At 49.2% G+C, this 18814-nt stretch carries 17 protein-coding genes; 5 read left to right on the top strand and 12 right to left on the bottom strand.

From position 1 onward, the window contains the following. Positions 1-37 precede the first annotated feature (37 nt). The 4 genes from FPL14_RS28450 to FPL14_RS28435 all read right to left on the bottom strand — a co-directional run bounded on the left by FPL14_RS28450 (position 38) and on the right by FPL14_RS28435 (position 3672). Positions 38-490, bottom strand: coding sequence for a MarR family winged helix-turn-helix transcriptional regulator (locus FPL14_RS28450; RefSeq protein ID WP_182300893.1), 453 nt, complete (start codon positions 488-490; stop codon positions 38-40). A gap of 12 nt (positions 491-502) precedes the next feature. Beyond that, a complete protein-coding gene (locus tag FPL14_RS28445; RefSeq protein ID WP_182300891.1) occupies positions 503-1021 on the bottom strand; it encodes a spermidine/spermine N(1)-acetyltransferase in 519 nt (172 codons plus the stop codon). 131 nt (positions 1022-1152) lie between these two features. Further along, complete coding sequence (locus tag FPL14_RS28440) at positions 1153-3114, bottom strand: copper amine oxidase N-terminal domain-containing protein (protein WP_182300890.1); 1962 nt, start codon at positions 3112-3114, stop codon at positions 1153-1155. A 117-nt stretch (positions 3115-3231) separates the two neighbouring features. Further along, entirely contained in the window at positions 3232-3672 is a 441-nt protein-coding gene (locus tag FPL14_RS28435) for a GNAT family N-acetyltransferase (protein WP_182300888.1), read from the bottom strand. 170 nt (positions 3673-3842) lie between these two features. Between FPL14_RS28435 and FPL14_RS28430 the strand changes: the two genes are divergently transcribed. The 3 genes from FPL14_RS28430 to FPL14_RS28420 are packed head-to-tail and all read left to right on the top strand — an operon-like array spanning position 3843 to position 7644. Beyond that, entirely contained in the window at positions 3843-4925 is a 1083-nt protein-coding gene (locus FPL14_RS28430; protein WP_182300886.1) for a GerAB/ArcD/ProY family transporter, read from the top strand. Then, positions 4922-6484, top strand: coding sequence for a spore germination protein (locus tag FPL14_RS28425; protein ID WP_182300885.1), 1563 nt, complete (start codon positions 4922-4924; stop codon positions 6482-6484). The genes FPL14_RS28430 and FPL14_RS28425 overlap by 4 nt, the downstream gene beginning before the upstream one ends. Then, entirely contained in the window at positions 6484-7644 is a 1161-nt protein-coding gene (locus FPL14_RS28420; protein ID WP_182300884.1) for a Ger(x)C family spore germination protein, read from the top strand. Before FPL14_RS28425 ends, FPL14_RS28420 begins: the two co-directional genes overlap by 1 nt. On the opposite strand, the gene FPL14_RS28415 is transcribed toward FPL14_RS28420, so the two are convergent. From FPL14_RS28415 to FPL14_RS28400, 4 genes are all read right to left on the bottom strand, one after another. Further along, the gene (locus tag FPL14_RS28415) at positions 7641-8627 is read right to left on the bottom strand and encodes a CobW family GTP-binding protein (protein WP_182300883.1); all 987 of its coding nucleotides are present in this window, start codon (positions 8625-8627) and stop codon (positions 7641-7643) included. The two genes, FPL14_RS28420 and FPL14_RS28415, sit on opposite strands and share 4 nt — an antisense overlap. Next, on the bottom strand, positions 8620-9528 hold the full coding sequence (locus FPL14_RS28410) for an aldo/keto reductase (protein ID WP_182300882.1): 909 nt from the start codon (positions 9526-9528) through the stop codon (positions 8620-8622). Before FPL14_RS28410 ends, FPL14_RS28415 begins: the two co-directional genes overlap by 8 nt. Positions 9529-9627: 99 nt before the next feature. Next, positions 9628-11592 (bottom strand): tetratricopeptide repeat protein, encoded by a 1965-nt coding sequence (locus FPL14_RS28405; protein ID WP_182300881.1) that lies wholly within the window; start codon positions 11590-11592, stop codon positions 9628-9630. A 151-nt stretch (positions 11593-11743) separates the two neighbouring features. Continuing rightward, on the bottom strand, positions 11744-12268 hold the full coding sequence (locus tag FPL14_RS28400; protein ID WP_182300880.1) for an ADP-heptose synthase: 525 nt from the start codon (positions 12266-12268) through the stop codon (positions 11744-11746). 144 nt (positions 12269-12412) lie between these two features. Here FPL14_RS28400 and FPL14_RS28395 point away from each other — a divergent pair, with 144 nt between their 5' ends. Then, entirely contained in the window at positions 12413-12925 is a 513-nt protein-coding gene (locus tag FPL14_RS28395; protein WP_182300878.1) for a hypothetical protein, read from the top strand. A 30-nt stretch (positions 12926-12955) separates the two neighbouring features. After that, positions 12956-13891 carry a serine hydrolase domain-containing protein gene (locus FPL14_RS28390; RefSeq protein ID WP_182300876.1) on the top strand — a complete coding sequence of 312 codons (936 nt, stop codon included), beginning with the start codon at positions 12956-12958 and terminating at the stop codon, positions 13889-13891. Between the two features lie 142 nt (positions 13892-14033). On the opposite strand, the gene FPL14_RS28385 is transcribed toward FPL14_RS28390, so the two are convergent. The 4 genes from FPL14_RS28385 to FPL14_RS28370 form a co-directional block, all read right to left on the bottom strand. Further along, positions 14034-14330, bottom strand: coding sequence for a hypothetical protein (locus FPL14_RS28385; RefSeq protein ID WP_182300874.1), 297 nt, complete (start codon positions 14328-14330; stop codon positions 14034-14036). A 14-nt stretch (positions 14331-14344) separates the two neighbouring features. After that, the gene (locus FPL14_RS28380; RefSeq protein WP_182300872.1) at positions 14345-16654 is read right to left on the bottom strand and encodes a thiamine pyrophosphate-dependent enzyme; all 2310 of its coding nucleotides are present in this window, start codon (positions 16652-16654) and stop codon (positions 14345-14347) included. A gap of 79 nt (positions 16655-16733) precedes the next feature. Continuing rightward, positions 16734-17738: a 2-oxoacid:acceptor oxidoreductase family protein gene (locus FPL14_RS28375; protein ID WP_182300870.1), complete on the bottom strand. Its 1005-nt coding sequence runs from the start codon at positions 17736-17738 to the stop codon at positions 16734-16736. A gap of 127 nt (positions 17739-17865) precedes the next feature. Continuing rightward, complete coding sequence (locus tag FPL14_RS28370) at positions 17866-18783, bottom strand: polysaccharide deacetylase family protein (protein ID WP_182300868.1); 918 nt, start codon at positions 18781-18783, stop codon at positions 17866-17868. Between the last annotated feature and the right edge of the window lie 31 nt (positions 18784-18814).

The raw sequence follows: 18814 nt of genomic DNA, 5'->3' as shown, positions 1-18814 counted from the left end.
CGAATTCAGCAATTGATTCCACAGTATCCCGTCCAACTTAGTACTCCCTCTTGTTCCCTTTCTTTACGAAATCCCAGTCAACCTCTATATTTTTTCTAACTCTCTGAAGCAAGCCATGCAATGCTTCCGTTTCTTCTTGTTTAAATCCTGCCAATGCAATCCGATTAGAATATTCCCCTTCTCTTCTTATAAAAGGGTACGCTTTATCGCCTTTCACAGTGGTAAACAGCCTTTTAACTTTTTTGTTCGTTTCGTCGTTTTTCTTTTCAATAAAACCCTGCGATTCAAGTTTTTGAATCGCTCGCGCTGCTGTCGTACGATCCGCCTTTATCATTTCCGCAAGCTTTTCTTGGATAATTCCTGGATTTTCATATATTCGAACCAAATATAAATACTGTCCTTTAGTAAGAGCTACTTCCTTAAACTCTATGTTGCTTATCGAATCCAATGCCCTTGCTATCATGCCAATTTCACGAAGGATCTCCATCATTCAGTCCCCTGTTTATACGAGTGTCTTTGTCATAATGAAATCTATTTGTTCTTCATCCCCCATATAAAAAGAATGGGCTCCGACATGCACAAATCCGTATTTCTTATAAAAGGCAATCGCGTTCGCATTTTTTTCCCAAACGCCTAGCCAAATTTTCTTTTTTCCCTTTTCCGTTGCTATTTCTATAGCTTTATTTATCAGATATTTACCAAGTCCATTGTTCTGATATTTTTTTCTTACATAAATCCTCTCGATTTCTAACGATTCAGTGCCCATATTTTCAGATTGAGCAGCATAGGTGTTTATCTTTAAATACCCAGCGACTTCTGTATCAAAGAAAATGAAAAGGAACTCCGAATAGGGATTGGACAATTCTGTTTGCAATTGTTTTAAGTTAAATGCCTTGTCCAAATAGGCTTTCATATTTTGGGATGAATTCTGATGCTTAAATGTCTCATTGAAAGTTTCAACGCTTAGGTCTTGAAGAACGTGTAAATCCTCAAGAGTACACTTTTTTATATTAATCATCATATCGTATTTGTCACTCCTAGATAGCAATATACTTTTATTATGTTGCAAATACAACAAAATATCAATTGTTTTATTCCATGCAAAAAACCCGCGATTTACGCGGGTTGTAATTAGAACGGCTCGAGATCCTATCATTCGGGACTAGGCATTGGCAAAAAGAGTAGATTAATCGGTAACATGCTGCCATTCGCGGGAGTAAAAGTAATCGTGACGGTTTCTTGCGTATCCCCCGACTTATATAACATTCCTACTTCGTTCGGGTTAAGCAAAATGCTGTTAGTAGTCGTATAAACCACTTTGCCGTTAACGGAGAACGCCCCCGCGTAATGCCCTCCTCGCGGGTTAACGACAATCGCGGTATGCGGCTGTACGTTGCTTAATCTAAGCGTGTACAGAACCCCGTAATTGCCCATATTGAGAACGGGAGTATTCGTCGTTTTGTCGATTCCGCTGATCCGCGTGTCCACGAAGTTATCCGCCAGAACCATTCGGCTTTTCTCGTTTCCGATCGTTTGGTTCACGTACATCATCCGGTTGGCGTTCTCGAAAGTGCCGCGAATATGCCGGTCGTTGCTCGGCAGAACTTTCAAATAAGGCAGCATTTTCATGAGGTTGCGGTTTTCGTCTACAACGATAACTTGGAACTTAAGCTGATCCTTCATTTGGACGTCCGCATACATAGAGTATACGTCCCCCGGCATAACCGTTTTGTCGCTGTATTCCTTGAAGATCACCCTGCTCTCGCCGGGAGGAATATATACATAAGAGTAAGACGGATTTTGGATCGATTCGAGGAATCTGCCCGTCACCGCTTTTCCGACCGTTGAAACGAACGGATTGGGACCGGCCATCCCCTTGGCTCCCAATCTGACGGTAGCCGTCGTTGCGTTATTGTTCGTCAGCAGCACGTAGAATTTGACCGGCTTCGAACGTTTGTTCAAATTATGCAACAGGAATCTAACGTTCCCCGACACCGTGTCTTCGTAGGTGATGCCCTCCTCGATAATCGATTCCGGACTATTCGCTCGGATCAGCGTTTGCTCTCTGTCATTAATCCAATACGGAATCGTAGGCAACGATAAGACCGACGACCCCTGAATTCCGAACTTCTCGCCGATTTCCGTATAGACGAGGTCGAATTGTTCTTTGGTGTACATCACTTCATCCGAAATCGTGATCGTCTTCGAGAATTCGTTAACCGCGCCGTTCGCGTCCGTTACGGTTAGAGTGACGGTTTGCGGACCGGGAGCGAAGAAGCCGGGGAAGTTATTAGACCATTCCCGTTTTACGATTCGATTCTCGTCGTCCGTGCTCAAATCGTTGTACGTGATATATTCGCCAATTCGATAAGTATCCTTCAACGTGCCGAATCGGGCAACGGGCGGTTGATTAGGCGGTTTTACCCGTATCGTTACCGTGTAAGGCTCGCTCCAAACCCCGGTCTCGTCTTGTACCCAGTGCGACACCGTATAGGTTCCTGCTTGATCGAAAATCTCGTAATTGTTCTCCCAACGCTCGTCGATGATCTTGAGCCCTTTGGGATGATAAGACTGATCATTATATTTGACTTCCGTCTGCTGGGCATAAGGATTCGTATTCGATACCGAGAAATTCGCGACCGGCACGGATTCCCAAGTCAGCTCTACTCTCTTCTCTTTGGTAAAGTTGGTCACTTTCAACCCGAAGCTTTGCGCGACTAAGCGCAATGGAATCATTAGCGTACCGTTAAGCAAATACGGCTTTCCGGACGCGCTGTTTTTCACGGCTCCGTTAAGCGTATAAGAAGATTTGCCGCTGCGCATAACGAGTACGGAACTTCCGAAGGTCAGCGTGCCTTGATTATTTTTAGAGTCATAAACGATCTTTCCGTAGATTTCATTCATGAACGATCTGGCGGCAACGTATGTAACGCCTTTGGATGTCGTAATCGGTTGCGCGGCTAATACCGTAGAGCCGTTATGAATCATCTTTTTCGATCCTTGAAACAGGACAAGCTTCTCCTTGGCGTTCGCATTGCCTTCGGCGTTAAGCTGCAGCGGAACCGAGAACAGCATAATAAAGGACAGAATTAATAGCATTAACCTCTTATTCATCACTTGCTCCTTCTAATCTAGTTGCGATAATGCAAAAGCACTGCTAGATTGATAGATTTCAAAAAAATATAAACGATACGTCCACCGTCCTGATAAATGTCACGACGCGGGAATCGTTTAGGACAAGCTTTTGCGCATGCGCACGTGCCAAATATCCGCGTCCAGGAAAGGTTCTTCCGACTCGGTCACATAGCCTAGCTTTTGGTAAAATTCCTCGGCCGCGCGCTGCGCGTCCAATAAAGAATAACGATACCCCATCCGTTCGGCTTCCTTTTCCATCTCGAGCAACAGGAATTTCCCGACGCCTAAGCCTCGTGAAGGCTTTACGACAGCAATTCTCTGCATCTTCGCGACGCCGGGCTCATAGGTCTTGAAGCGCCCTGTCGCGATCGAATCGTTCCCTTCCATGACAAGATAATGGTTGCATGCAGCCGGGGATGCGTCTAATTCATCCAATTCAAGTTCTCTGGGAACGCCTTGTTCCTCTACGAATACTTCTACTCGAATAGCAAAAGCTTCGTTTAGCTGCTCATCCGTTTCCACTTTCACGAGTTTCATAGGGTTTCCTTCTTCTTGTTGTAGATTTTCCCTGCTGTCCGGGAATGCCATTGTTTCAGCATACCTGAGACAAGAAGGTTGTTCAACGGATATTCCCATCCAATTTCTAGCATAAAGCCCGCATTAGTTATCCATAATAATGGAAATTCCGAGGAGAATGGAGCTGCTTTATGCCGCAATCCAAAATCAATGTCGTACAGGCCATGTTCCTGCTCACGCTTGCCGTAGGAATTACGAATCATGTCATCATCGTTCCGTTAATTTTGCAGGTCTCTCTCAGAGACTCCTGGATCAGCGCTTTGATCGCCATTCCTCCGCTCATCTTATGGACGATCATTCTGTATTTCGTCATGAAGCTCACCAAGCAGCAGTCGCTTTTCGAATGGTTCAAATCCCATTACAACGCCATAGTCGCTTGGTTAATTATCGTGCCATTAATCGCGTTATGCGTCACGATCATGTTCGTTACGTTACGCGATACGTCCTCATGGACCAAAGTCACCTATTTGCCCAAAACTCCTTATCCGATCACCGTTAGCCTATATGCGATATGCGGATTGTTTGCCGCGTTAGCCGGATTGCGAACGCTCGCCATAGCGGCGGGACTCTTACTGCCGGCCGTAATGGCGTTCGGATTGTTCGTGATGAGCGTTAACTTTCAATTCAAAGATTATTCCTACCTGTTTCCCGTCTTCACGCACGGTTATCCACCCATACTTCACGGCACTGTCTACACACTAGGAGGACTAGTCGAATTCGTCATGCTGCTTGGGATTCAACATCATCTTAGTAAAAAAGTACGATTGTCATCGCTTCTGGTTTTAACGTTGGCCGTAACCGGTTTGGTTTTCGGTCCGATCATAGCCGCTATCGCCATCTTCGGTCCTCAGGAGGCCGCTGATCAGAGATATCCGGCGTTCGAGCAGTGGCGAATGGTTCTTATCGGGAAGTTCATTTCCCATCTTGATTTCTTATCGATCTACCAATGGACCTCGGGGGCGTTGGTTCGATTGTCGCTTGCCTTCTATTTACTGTTCGATCTGCTGAAATTGAGCCGCAACAAATGGAAAGGAGCCTGGATGCTCGCAACCGCGATCGCGTTAATCATCGGCGTATCTTCGAACAAGCTTAGCGACTCATTGTTCTTTCATTTTCTGAAGCAGTATTACTTTCCGTCCGTCATGGCGTTCTTCTACGGGTTTCCGTTTTTGTTGCTGTTGCTGATCTTAATTAAACGAGGTAGAACCGTATGAACATGGATAAATTGTTTCGCAAAGCGTTCTATGTAGACCGTAATGGTTCTAAGCGCGATCAAGATGGGGACAAGAACGCCAAACCGCGCCTCTCTCTGAACGAGCTAAGCCGCGAGGAACTGTTCAGACTATTCGACAAGTCGGCGGACGTGAATCTCCATCACTATTTCAAGGATACCGAGACGAAGCAATCGAACCCCTTGTTAATCTACTGCGACACGATGATCGACACTAAGCAGCTAAACGATTTTCTGTACATTCAGCTCAGAAAATTGCTTTCCTATCCATCGGCGGGCAACCCTTCTCCGTTCTCGGAGATCCCTTTTGAATCGCAAAATATTTATCATATCGTCGGCCCTGATGCCATCGAGAATATGATCCAGCAGGTGTTTTCCGGAAATCTGGTGCTCTTCTTCGAAGAAACGCGCGAGCTGTACGCCTTCCAGATGGCCAATCCTCCGCAACGTTCGCCGAGCGAATCCAATACGGAAATATCCATCAAAGGACCGCGCGACGGGTTCACGGAATCGATCGACACGAACGTCGCCCTAGTTCGCAAACGGCTCAAAACGCCGACGCTCGGGATCGAGTATTATCAGCTAGGCAGTCGAAGCAAAACTTCCATCGCCTTGCTCTTTATGACGGATATCACCAATGCCGATCTCCTGAACGAAGTCAGAACAAGGCTGGGAAAAATCGAGGTCGACGGAGTGCTCTCGAGCCAATTGCTTGAAGAAGGATTATCGGATACTTCTTATTCGCTGTTTCCGTTGATCGAATACATGGGCAGACCCGACTATATTACGGAAAGCCTGCTCAAAGGCCGTTTTGCGATCGTCGTTGACGGATCTCCGATGGTACTGGTAGGACCGACAAATTTAATGTCATTAATCAAATCGCCGGAAGACCTTCATTTGCCGTTTTATTACGTCACGCTTGAAAGATTGCTCAGACTGCTCGGTTTGTCAGTCGCGATCTTGTTCCCCGGCTTCTGGGTATCGATCTCCGCCTTTAATTTGGATCAAATTCCGTTTCCGTTGCTGGCGACCGTAGTGGTAGCCCGGCTCGGCTTGCCCTTATCGGGTCCTATAGACCTATTCCTCATGCTCGGATTGTTCGAATTGTTCCGAGAAGCAGGCATGCGCCTGCCTAAGGCCGTGGGGCAAACCGTTGCCGTTGTAGGAGGTTTAATCGTGGGCGAAGCCGCGATATCCGCAGGAATTACCGGACCGACAACGCTGGTCGTATCGGCCGTTACCGCCGTCTCCACCTTCACGCTCGTAAATCAATCGCTGAGCGGCTCCGTTACGGTAATTCGATTTTGCGTACTCGCCTTATGCTGCTTATTCGGGATGTTCGGGTTATTCCTATCCGTCTTTCTGATCGTCCTGTATTTGTCGTCGCTAACCTCGTTCGGAGTTCCGTTTATGACTCCGCTTTCCCCGATTCGATTCAAGGACGTATTAAACTCCATCGTCTCTTTACCATGGAAGCTGTGGAATAAAAGACCTACGATGTACGCGCCGAAAGATTCTAGCCAGCAAGGAGAGAACTCTTGATGAGAAGATGCCTATGCGCTGCGCTATTGCTATGCATGTGCTTAATGCTGTCTGGATGTTGGGACATCAAATCCTTACAGGACGTTAACTATTACACAGGCATCGGCATCGATTATGCGAACAACAAATACCAAGTGTACGTGCAACAGCTTGATTTCGCAAGCGTAGCTAAATCCGAAGGAGGAAAAAGCGACAAACCTTCGATCGTCTGGGTCGGGCACGCCGAAGGCGATTCTTTGTCCGAGGCGATTATCGAAATGTATCAAACTTCGCAGCAAACCGTATTTTGGGGCCACTTGAATTCCATCGTGCTCTCGGAGAACTTGCTCAAATACGGAGACTTGCTAGGAGTATTCGACTCCTTGATCCGTTATCCGGAAATCCGATATACACCGTGGGTTTACGGAACGAAGAAAGAGATAAAAGAACTGTTTACGACAAAGCCCTTTTTTAATCTATCGCCTATCAATTCCATTCTGTACTCTCCGGAGACGAATTACAATCAGCGTCCTCTAATTGCCCCCATGAGACTTTCCCGTTTTATCCGCGAATTAAGAGAACCGGGTCAAACGGTGCTGCTTCCTTCCCTGAGCGTTTCCGAGCATACTTGGGATCGCGATAATAAACCTGATCCGAAGCTGGAGATCGATGGGATCTTCGCGATGCACAATCTTGCCTATAAACATTGGATCTCCTATAAGAATACGCTGGGCATAAGATGGCTTGTAGATAAAGCTCTCGGCTCCCGGATTATTATCCGGCAGGGTAACGAAGTATACGCCGAACTCAAATTAGAGAAACCCAAGTCAAAGATCCGCGTGACGGACGCGGGAGGAGAGCCCGTATTCAACATCGAAGTCCGCGTAGCCGCCGCGATTATCGAGATGTGGAAACTTAAGTCCAAAAAGGAATATGAACAATTGGCCGATCAACAGATCGCCGAACAGATTAAAGCAACGCATCAATCCGGGCAGAACAACGGTGCCGATCTCTTAGACTTGGAGCACGTACTTTACCGCAAACGATTCAAACAATGGAACAAGCTTACCTCTGGAGGCACTATTCCCCTGAAACCGATCAACCTTGGCGAAATAAAAGTTTCCGTAAGGATCGACCAATCGGGCATGTATAAGCTCAAACGTAAAATGGCTCCCTACTAAGCCTGATTGTCAAGCAGCTCTAATTGCGAGATAAGTTCGGATCGAGAGAACCCTTCCCCGATAAATACGGCGACGTTATTCACGGGCTTCTGCGGCGTTATACGAATAAAATCAGATTCCCGGTATGCATATTGGAACAAAAACAAGCTGGCGGCGTCCGAAAACGAGACGATGCCTTTCGCGCGATAAATATCGTCGGGGAGCTTCTGTAAGAAAGACTCGAATTGAACGCTATCTACGCTCCCTTTGAAATAATAAGTGACTGCGTTCACGTGATCGTGGAGCGTCTCGTGATCATGATGTCCATGTTCGCAACTCCCATGACTGCAATTGTGATCATGAACATGTTCTGCCGTAGTCGATTCAATTGATACCAGACGCTCATATATAAGGGAAGGATCGATCTCGCTTCTCGTAGCAGTCACGATTAGGGCATTGGGATTCCAATCCTTAAGAGCACTTTGAAGCTCCGTCAGATCGTCGGCTTGCACCAGATCGCTCTTATTCAGCACGATGATATTCCCGGCTCGGATTTGTTCCTTCATGAGCTTGAAGGTTTTACCCGAACCGATCCGCAGCTTGTCTAGCAAATGCCGGCTGTCCACGACCGTCACGACGTTCTTCAGCTCTAATTTGGCGTACAAGGAAGCTTCCGTCACGCCTTCCATAATCTCAAGAGGTTGCGCGATGCCCGTCGATTCGATCCAGATGACGTCAGGATCGTTGTCCTGAACTAACTGTACGAGCTCTAATCCGAGATCTCCGCGACTGGTGCAGCAGATGCAGCCTCCCAGCAATTCGGCCATCGGGATGTCCTTCTCGATCAATTGGCCTTCCACGTTGACGTCTCCGACCTCGTTCAGTAGAATGGCCGGTTTCCATCCCCGATCTTTGGCATCTTCGAGTAAGCGATTCAGTAATGTCGTTTTGCCGCTCCCAAGAAATCCGGTTAGGACATAAACCGGAACGATCTTATTAATCATGCGGATAACCCGCCTCCACAAGCTCGACCGCGGCCGCGTTCGCTTCCACCTGCGCGACGTCCTTACAGCCCGGAATAACGCTAGTAACCGCAGGATGTTGAAGGCACCAAGCAAGAGCCCATGCCGCCATATCCGTTCCTTCCGGCACTTCTTCGCGACCGATCGCATCTACTTCCTTCATCTGTTGTTCAAGCAAAGCCGCATCTCTTCTCGATCTGACGTCATCGGACGCAAAGGTCGCACCCGGTTTGTACTTGCCGCTAAGCAACCCGCTGGCAAGCGGAACCCGCGCCAACACTCCTAAGTTCTGTTCTATACAGGAGGGGAAAACTTCCTTCTCCGGCTTCCGATCTAATCGATTATAGACGACTTGAATAGCCCCGGCATTCACTTTGGTTGCTTGGGACGTTTGGTGAATATTCTCGTTCGACCCGATAGAAATGCCGAGATGGCGAATTTTGCCCGCTTGGACTTGTTTATCTAACGTCTCCCATAAATCATTACGATCAAAGGAAGCGTCCGGTCCGGAATGGAATTGATATAAATCCACGTAGTCCGTTTTCAACGCCCTTAGCGACAGCTCTAGCTGCTTAACGACGTCGGCCGGATCGTATACGTCGGTACGATCGAAGTTGCGGTGGAAATGATGGCCGAACTTCGTCGCGACGACCCATTCATGCCGATTCCCGCGGATGGCTTCGCCGATAAGCGATTCCGAGAGATGATCCCCATAACATTCCGCCGTGTCGATCAGGTTGATTCCGAGCTCTTGCGCACGGTTCAAAATGGCTTTCGCTTCATGCTGCTCGTAAGCTCTTCCCCATTCCCCTCCGAATTGCCAAGTCCCGACGCCTACGACGGACACCTTCAAACCGGTTTTTCCAAGCACTCTATATTTCATGCGCATATCACTCCAATTTTCAAGATTCTATACGAACTTCATTAATCGTAATTATATCTATTTGATCATTTTAACATAGTCGCGTTATCACGCCTAATCTCACGACAGGTACCTGCTGCTTCCATATACTTGGAGGAATTGCTCCTTAGCCCGCTCCCGCATCTCGTCGTCGAATCCTCGAATCTCGTTTAGCAACGCGAAGCGGTCTCCTTGCGGTTTCTCTCCGCCGGCATAAAGCAGCCATTGGGCCAAATCGTCGGTTGCGCGAATGCGATCGAAGGAATGGTGATAGAGGATCGATGCTCTCTCCAAGTACGCTTGGGCTTCGAACGGATTCAGTTCGATGACTTTGGTGAAGGACGCGATAGCTTCGTCATAGCGGTCTAGATGATTGTAGATCAGCCCTAAATTATAATGCCCCTGCGAATCTTCCGGCAGAAGCTCGGCGTAAGCTAACGAATCGACCAGCGCGGCCTCATGATCGTCCAGCCGATACTGGATCAACCCTCTAAGCCATGTTAATCGGGCGTTCATAATGTCGATCTGCAACCCCCGATTGCAATCCTCCAAAGCATCCGCCAGACGATTGTCGGCAAATCGGGTACGCGCCCGTCGTTCATAGATGACGGGATTGTCCGGTTCTAGCGCTAACGCCCTTGAATATTCGGCTTCCGCAAGCTCCCAATTCCCCATTCCTACGTAGAGCTCGCCTAACGCATACGCCGTTTTGCTTTCCTTAAGCAGGCTTTCATCGAGCTTTACCGTCGCTTGAATGTCAAGCATCGCCTCTTCGAATCGGTCCTCCATGTAACGAGAGTAACTGCGGCGCATGTAGAAGTCAGCCGACTCCTCTAGCTGAAGAGCTCTGGAATACGCATCCTCGGCGTCTTGATAGCGTTCGGCGTCGATCGAGATTTCCGCGCGCTGCTTCCAGTTAAGAGGATCGTCCGGCTCGATCTCGGTCAACTCTTCGTTTTCCATGCGAGCTTCCTCTGCCCGCCCTGCTTCCCGAAGAGCATCCGTAAGCCAGAATCGAACAACCGTATGATCCGGAAAATGCCGCTTTGCCGCTTGAAGCTCTTGAATCATTTCCTCGTACTGGCCTTTGGAACGGTGAACGCTGCTTAATTCCATATAAACCGGCAACCATAACGGATTACTGTTTTTAAGCTCTTCTAGGATGGCCATCGCTTCCTCGAAACGTTCAAGCTGCCTGAGTATATTGCCTTTACGAAGCAGAAGCTCCCCCGCTTGAGGATAAGACCGCAACGCTTGATTGATCGAACTTAGAGCCGTCATTAAATCCCCGTTATTCTCGTACAGCTTGGATTGGAATAACCGAAAACCGAATTCATCCTTTACGCCCTTAATGAAACTCGCGACGGCGGCATGAGAATAATTCGTCCTCGATTTGAGATTAGCCGCTCCTCGGTCGTCTAACCTCTGCCACTGATCCTGCAGATTGATCGCTTCCGCAATAACGGATTGGGCTTCTTCCGTGCGGTTCATTTGTTCCAGCGCTTGGGCTTGCCTGTAATAATAATGTGGAATCGCTTTCGCCGGATCGGCGGTCGCTTCCCGATAGCAGGCTTCCGCATCCTCGAACTGGCCTAGCTTCATATATACGTTGCCTAATTCGTAATAGGTAGAAGCCTTCGAATCTTCCCTTCTATTCAGCGCTTCCTTGAAATCGCGAACGGCAAACTCGTATTGTCCCCGATCGTGATAGGCTATCGCTCTCGTATACCAGTAAATATAGGGCTCCGAATCGACTCTGATCGCAGCGTTCATGTCCGCGATCGCTTCCTCGTCTTTACCAAGCTCATTATAAATATGGGCTCGTCTTTCGTACGCATGAGGGAACTCTTGTTGCTTCAGCAATTCCGTCAATAAGCTGACTGCCTTTTCCGATTTGTCGTTGTCATGCAGCAGGCCGGCATAATCCACCCGTTCGTCCAAAGACATCTTGGCGACTCCCCATTTTTCATACCAGCGAAGCGCTTGCTCAAGCTTCTGTCGCCTATGTAATCTCTTCGCCATCCAACGGGCAAATAGATGATTCACCAACATTCCCTCCAATCAAGCATAAACGGCCTCCGCAGTCCTTCGGAATTACGGGAGAAAGTTTATGTCATAGACGATTCCGACAAGGATAGAAAGGCATAAATATTGTTAATCGGAGAAGCAAAAGCTGCCGAGAATCTCGGCAGCTTCCTTATTCCGTGTACTCGCCCGTCGCGTTCGTTCCCTCTTCTACTGCGAATTCGAAATCATCGATGTCGAAGAGTTGCACCGGAATGGCATTCTGCACGACTTTGTCCTGGAATTCGATTTGATCGGTCAACACAGGACTTTGCAAACGAATCGACATGAGGATGATTTCCGTTTCGATCGGGTCAAACAATTCCCCGTACTGCATGTTCTCTGCCGCGTTAACGATAACTAGCGATACATGGTCATTGATCGGCAACGGCGGGCTTTCTCGCCACGGTGCCATTAATGCGCGTTCTATCTTCTTCTTATTAAACGGATCTTCGAAATAACTAATCATTTCTCCGATTTTGGACTTCACGTACGCGTCGTCATCCGGTTCAGGCATGACCGGCTCTGGGCTATCTTTCATATCATAGAGCTCCATGACCGACGTATAAGGTAATCTGTATTCGACAGGACGCTTCGGTAGAAGCAACTGCCCGTAAATAGCGATCATTACAGCTTCGATCACAAAACGCCGACTCATCTCGTGTTTCCCTCCCATAAAGCTTTCCGCGGTCTTGCGCATTGTTTCTCATTATATCATAAAAAAGCCGGGCGCAATGCCACACCGTACGGTATAATATTCAAAGATCGTTGACATATTATGTCTGTTAAGGAGTTGTCAAGGATGTCTGAGGTAACCTTCAACCATTATATGCAAATCGCTCGCCTTGAAGATGAGCTATCGTTTAGATTAGCAATGGAAGCTGCAGGATATTTTGCCTTCTATACGTTCATCGAGGACTTTCGTAATGGCTTGAAAAATTACTCGGACGTCGAGGCCGATAAGTTGAGGATGAAAATTTCGCGAGCGCGTTCGTTGTTCCCGGCGCCGGAACGGTTCAGCCCCTCTTGGAGCGCCGTCTGGGACGAATTCGAGCTCATCTCTCTCGCCAAGAACGAAGCTCTCGCTACTATTCCCGCTAACCGGCGGGAAGGAGAATGGCAGGTGCTGCTCGATAACCCTTATTCACATCAACAGGTCGTCTGTTATCCCGGGCTCGGCTTCCTTGAAGCGGCCTATATGTATGGATACTTTCAACGCGAACTTAAGCCTAACGAAGTGTTGCGCCTGCAGAAGGTAACCGATTTAATTCGGACGAACGGACGTAAAGAAGCTTCCATTCTCCCGGATAACTAGCGAAACTATAAATATTAGGTGGCAAATCGATTGACCATTTCCCTCAACCTTGACTTCTTGGACCAGCAAGTTTCCAAAACGAAAATCGACTGCTGCGAAGTATTCCTGCGCGATAGGGTTATCTATACGCATGCCCGTAACTCCCATTCCAAAGATAAGCTTCATAAGATCAACTCCATTACCAAAAGCGTGCTCGGCCTGCTTGTCGGAATAGCCATCGAACGCGGCGAAATCCCGGGCATAGACGTTCCGATCTCCGAGTATTATTCCGATGCGGCTTCGTCGGACAAGAACGCGATTACGATCGAGAACCTGCTTACGATGACCCCCGGTTGGGATTGGCCGGAAATGGGAGATTGGGGCGGGCTGCCGAATCCGATGATCAATAGTCCGAACTGGGTGCGCTTCATCCTCTCTCGCCCGATGAAATACGCGCCTGGCAGAAGGATGTTTTACGACTCGGGAAGTTCGCATCTGCTCAGCGGCATCTTGCAACAGGTTTCAGGGATGACGACCTCGGAATACGCGGAAAGTTTATTGTTCAAGCCGCTCGGAATCGAACAATACCGTTGGTATTCCGACGCCAAAGGCATCGTGATCGGCGGATTCGGACTTGAGTTGAAGGCGCCTGATCTAATGAAGCTCGGACAATTGATGCTTCATCAAGGAAAACGGAACAGCATGCAAATCGTTCCGGAACGATGGATTAGCGAAAGCACGAAAGCCAGGTATCACACATACGAGCATATTGGATCTTATGGCTATCATTGGTGGGTAATGGCGGATGACCAGCAACAGCCATTATCTCCTGCCGTTTACTTTGCCATGGGGTACGGAGGCCAATATATTTTCGTCGTCCCCGAGCAAGAGCTTATCGTCACGTTCGCGAGCACCTTGTATAAACAAACTTTTTTGCCCTATCGATTGTTTAAACAGCTTCTAGGAATGTCTTTGCGTGAATCATAATAAAACAGGAGGTGCCCCAAAAGTCATTTCAAAATGACTTAGGGGCACCTTCATCTCATTCTTAATCGAATTTAGTTTTGGCGGGGCATGTATCTCTTCTTTTCCTCATTGATTTCTTATAAAAATTTTACTGGCTTTGGACCTAATCGACCGCTGTGATAACCCCGTCACGGTAATAAACGACTTTACGCGGATCGTTGCGCAGCTTGACGTTAGCGATCTTTGCTTCATATTCCGACAAAGCCAACACTTCCCAATCGCTAGCCGTTCCAGCTTCTTCATGCGGGGCGATTCCCGCTTCCGCCAATGCCTCCGCGATTTCGCGCTGTTCCGGAGACTGCTCCCACAGCATCAGCCCGTAGTAAGCCAACTTATACCCATTCCTCTGGACGCAGGATAGAAGCGTTCCCGTCGCCGTATGCTTTAACGCGAATGGCATTGCAAGTTTCCCCCCTACAAATAAGGGTTCTCGTGCTTCGCCTTCAACATGTTCCAGCGCCGCTCGATCTCGTTCTCGAACTCTCTTAGCGTTTCCGCGTATTCCGGTTTGGACAGATGCTTCGTTTTGCCCATCATCTTCAACCAATCGCCTACGGGAACCCTTTTCCCTTTCTCTTCGGGGTTATACGTAATCGTCGTAATGCCTCTCTCGACCTCATAGAGCGGGAAGAAGCAAGTGTTCACCGCATAATCGATAATATCCGCGCCGTCCTTGTCTTCGGACAGCCAGTTCAACGGACAAGTGATCAATATTTTACCGTATACCATTCCCACGTTCTGCGCGTACCATTGCGCCTTGGCGCCTTTCCTAACAAGATCCTGCGGACTGGCTTCGCTCCCCGTGAATACGTAAGGAATATTCGTTGCGGCCATAATCTGCGCCGTATCCTTATGGTGGAATACTTTGCCTCCTTGATGCTTGCCCACGTTGGACGTCGAAGTCCGGTGGCCCATCGGGGTGGAATAAGAAAGCTGCGCTCCCGTATTCATATATCCTTCGTTATCGTACTCGAGAATGATCATCCGGTGGTTGCGAAGAGCGGCACCGATCGCCGGTCCCATGCCGATATCCATTCCTCCGTCCCCTGTAATCATAACGAAGGTAAAATCATCCTTCAAACCGTATTCATCTAACTCTCCGCGACGCTTCCGCTCGTGAAACATCTCCACGACCCCAGACATCGTCGCAGCACCGTTCTGGAACAAGTTATGGATGTAAGTCGCCTTATGCGCCGAATAAGGATACCCCGTCGTCACGACCATCGCGCAGCCCGTATGGAACAAGGCGACGATATCGCCCTCGATCCCCTTGAAGAACAATTCCAGCCCGGAGAAGATCCCGCAACCCGGACATGCCCCATGTCCCGGTGCGATCCGTTTCGGCTTCTTGGTCAACGAACGAAGCGGCGGAATCCTTACATTGACTTTGCCCGTCGTCTCGTCGGGAGTCACCGTGATAAGTCCGGTCTTCAAATCTTCGTACTTCATAGGCTCGAGCACCCGTTTCGGAGCTTTTGCCGGATCGCCCGCCGTAATGCCATGGTAATCGTACGGCTTCTCGACGAAACCCTTCTTCATCGCGTCGATAGCGAACTCGAACATTTGCATGCCGTCCTCGGCATAGAAGTCCTTCCCTCCCAAACCGTAAATCCGGCTAATGACCAACGTGGTCGAATTGCCGTATTGTTGAAGCGCGGCCCGTACTTCCATAACCATATTGCCGCCATGGCCGCCGTAAGAATCGGCGCGGTCTCCTACCGTGACCGCTTTTACGTTCTTCAACGCTTCTGTAATCGCCTTCGCCGGGAACGGACGGATTATATTCGGAGAAATAGCTCCCGCTTTGATGCCTTGGGAACGCAGCTGGTCGACGACGTCTTTTATGATCTCGGCCGACGAATTCAGCAGAAATACGGCGACTTCCGCATCCTCCATCCGGTAAAGCTCGAGAATTGGATATTCCCTGCCCGTTAATTCCGCGTATTCCTTCTGTATGCGATCATAGACGGCTTCCGCGCGATACATGGCCATGCTCTGCTGATAACAGTTGTTAATATAGTCCGGTTCGTTCATGTAAGGTCCGACAGTAATCGGATTGTTCCGGTCAAGCACGTGCTGGAATCCTTCTGGCGGACGCTCCCCGACGAATCTTTGCACGTCCTCCCTGTGAGTGAAGGTCATAACCCGGCGCTTCTGATGGCTCGTAAAGTAACCGTCGGAAGCTACGAGTACCGGCAAGCGGACTTCGGGATCCTCCGCGAGCTTCAACGCGATAATATTCATATCGTATACGGCTTGCGGGTCGCGGCACAGCACGATCGGCCAGCCCGTATTCAAGGCGAAATACAAATCCGAATGGTCGCCGTGAATATCGAGCGGTCCCGAAACGGAACGACAAACGAGATTCAAGACCATCGGAAAACGCGTTCCCGATTGTACGGGCATCTGCTCCAGCATGTACAAATAGCCGTTTGCCGACGTTGCGTTAAACACTCGGCCGCCAGCGGTCGAGGCGCCGTAACAGACGCCCGCCGAACCGTGCTCTCCATCCGCCGGAATCAAGACGATATCATGCTGTCCGTTCGCTTTCATGAGATCGAGAAATTGCGCGACTTCCGTCGACGGCGATATCGGGAAGTATCCCATGACGTGATAGTTAATCTGGTGTGCGGCGTATGCGGCCATCTCGTTGCCTGATTCATAGACGATTCGTTGCTCTACGGTACCTTGACGGACCGTTTCCTTGCGAATATCGATCGACATTCAGACTCCACCTTTCCTATCGGTTTCTCGTTGAACGAACGCTAGACGTTCTATCTCTCTTCGAACTCTTGCACTCTGCTTAAATCGCCAAATGGAATTTATGCGGCACTCGATGGCCTTCCGCGTAACCGTCCTCTTCCAATTCAGAGGAAAGGGCTTCCGTCGGACAGGCTTGGACGCATTTCAGGCATCCCTTGCAATATTGATAATCGATGCCCTGAAGAAACATTTGCGGTCTGCCCTTCTTGTCCGTCTGCTCTTCCCATACGAAGCAGAAATCCGGGCAGACATTATCGCATGCCGCGCAATGAATGCATTTGTCGTCAGCGAAGTGCGGCATCATACCGGCGCGGGAAATGCTCAAATCCTTCAAAATGCTATTGCCCGGATTAATAACCAATCCGCCTATCGGCTGCGTCTCGTAACCAAGTACCGGCGTGTCCATCCGTATGAAATCCGGCATCGCATCCCCGTCCGCCAGCTCGTAAGTTTGAAATTTCACCTCGTCGTAGCCTCGTTGAAACGTGTTCAATGCCGGCTGTACGGCAGCCGGATATTTTTTCTCCAAAGATTTGCGAATGACTCCCTTCATGAATTCCGCATCGAGGAATCCGCAGAGACGGAACAATCCGCCCAGCATGGCCATGTTTACGCGATTATTCTCGCTCATGGCGATGCCCGTCGCGTCAACAACGGCGATAATGCCGCCCTTCAGTTTGAACTGGTCCTTGAGCTGTTCGGGAGATTTCTTGGAGTTGACCAGCACGATGCTGTCTTCATACATCCCGGAAATGACGTTGACGGTCTTGGACAGGTTCTCGTGAAAAATGCCGATGACATGCGGCCTCTCTACCGGGGACGTATCCCGAATCCGCGTGTTAATGTCGCAGAATCGAATGTGCGCCTTTACCGGCGATCCTTTCTTCTCCGAGCCGTAAGAGCTGAAGCTTACTCCGTTCAACCCTACGCCCATGACTCCCGCTTCCGCTAGCATTTTGCCTGCCAGATTGGCACCTAGCCCGCCGATCGACTCCAGACGAATTTCAAAAAAACCGAGCTCGTTTACCTTAGGCAGCATAACCATGTTGTTCTGTAATCCCCTTTCGCTTGTAAATGGAGATAATTCAGAAAATTTGCAATATACAAACATTAATTATTTCGCGATAAAAATCGAAAATCCTCCTTATTTTGGACCAGCTATTGCCACGTTTCTACCCAGACAAACTCATTTGCAGTTGTTGCAAGTCTCTCCACCCTATTAACGTAATCTTTTCCTCCCGTAACGTCGCGCGCACCTCTTTGTCTCTCCAGAAATCTACCTCCATCTCGCGTTTGTCGGGATGACCGTGAAAAGCCCTCAATTCATCCGTCGATCTCGCGGGATGGGATATCCACTCCGTAACGCCGGGCAACAATCCGCGGATCAGGTCGATCCCTTCTCTTTTCACGGAATCGTACGATTCTCCGGCATTCAGCGCGTATTCCGGTCCAAGCACGTAATCCGGGAGCACGATCCCCCTGTCCTCGGCCTGGCTCACTCTCGCTTTAGCCCGTTCGATCAGCTCCGTCGAAATCACTCTTCCGCCAATCGGCAACAGCCTACGGGGTAATCTGAAGGGCAGATGATAACGCGCGCAAATGTCGAAGGCGATCGGAAGCAAATCTTTACCCGAATGAAAGCCATATAAGCTCCCCATATGATTATCGGCATGCGTGATGGCCACCCCGGCTCGAAGCGCGGCTTCCGTCTGGGCTATCAATTCATGGCGCACCTCTTCGGGGTCGGCTCGCCGTTCCGCATCGGCGATCGTTTCGGGAAACCAGCCATCCGCGCCGGATAGGCTGCTCATCGATCGGCCGCGGCAAATCGGTCCCCACTTATAGTTAGGCCACTCGCTCGTTAACGTCCAATGGACTCCGACGTCCGCGTTCGGGATCGTATGTCGAACAAGGGAAATCGCCTCTGCGGACCAGGAGCAGTTCATCATGACGGTAGTCGAGCAAATCGTCTTCTCGGCCAACATCTCTACGATTGTCTCGTTCACGCTGCGGCAAAGCCCGAAATCGTCCGCGTTCACGATCAGCAATTTATCCTCTTTTCCGAATCCCAAACGCTGAGCCGTGTTCACCTTCATCGCCTCCCTGCTCCCATTATATGTT

It is taken from the genome of Cohnella cholangitidis (assembly GCF_014107495.1).
Lineage (GTDB): Bacteria > Bacillota > Bacilli > Paenibacillales > Paenibacillaceae > Cohnella > Cohnella cholangitidis.
This window is presented reverse-complemented; position numbering and strand designations above follow the sequence as displayed.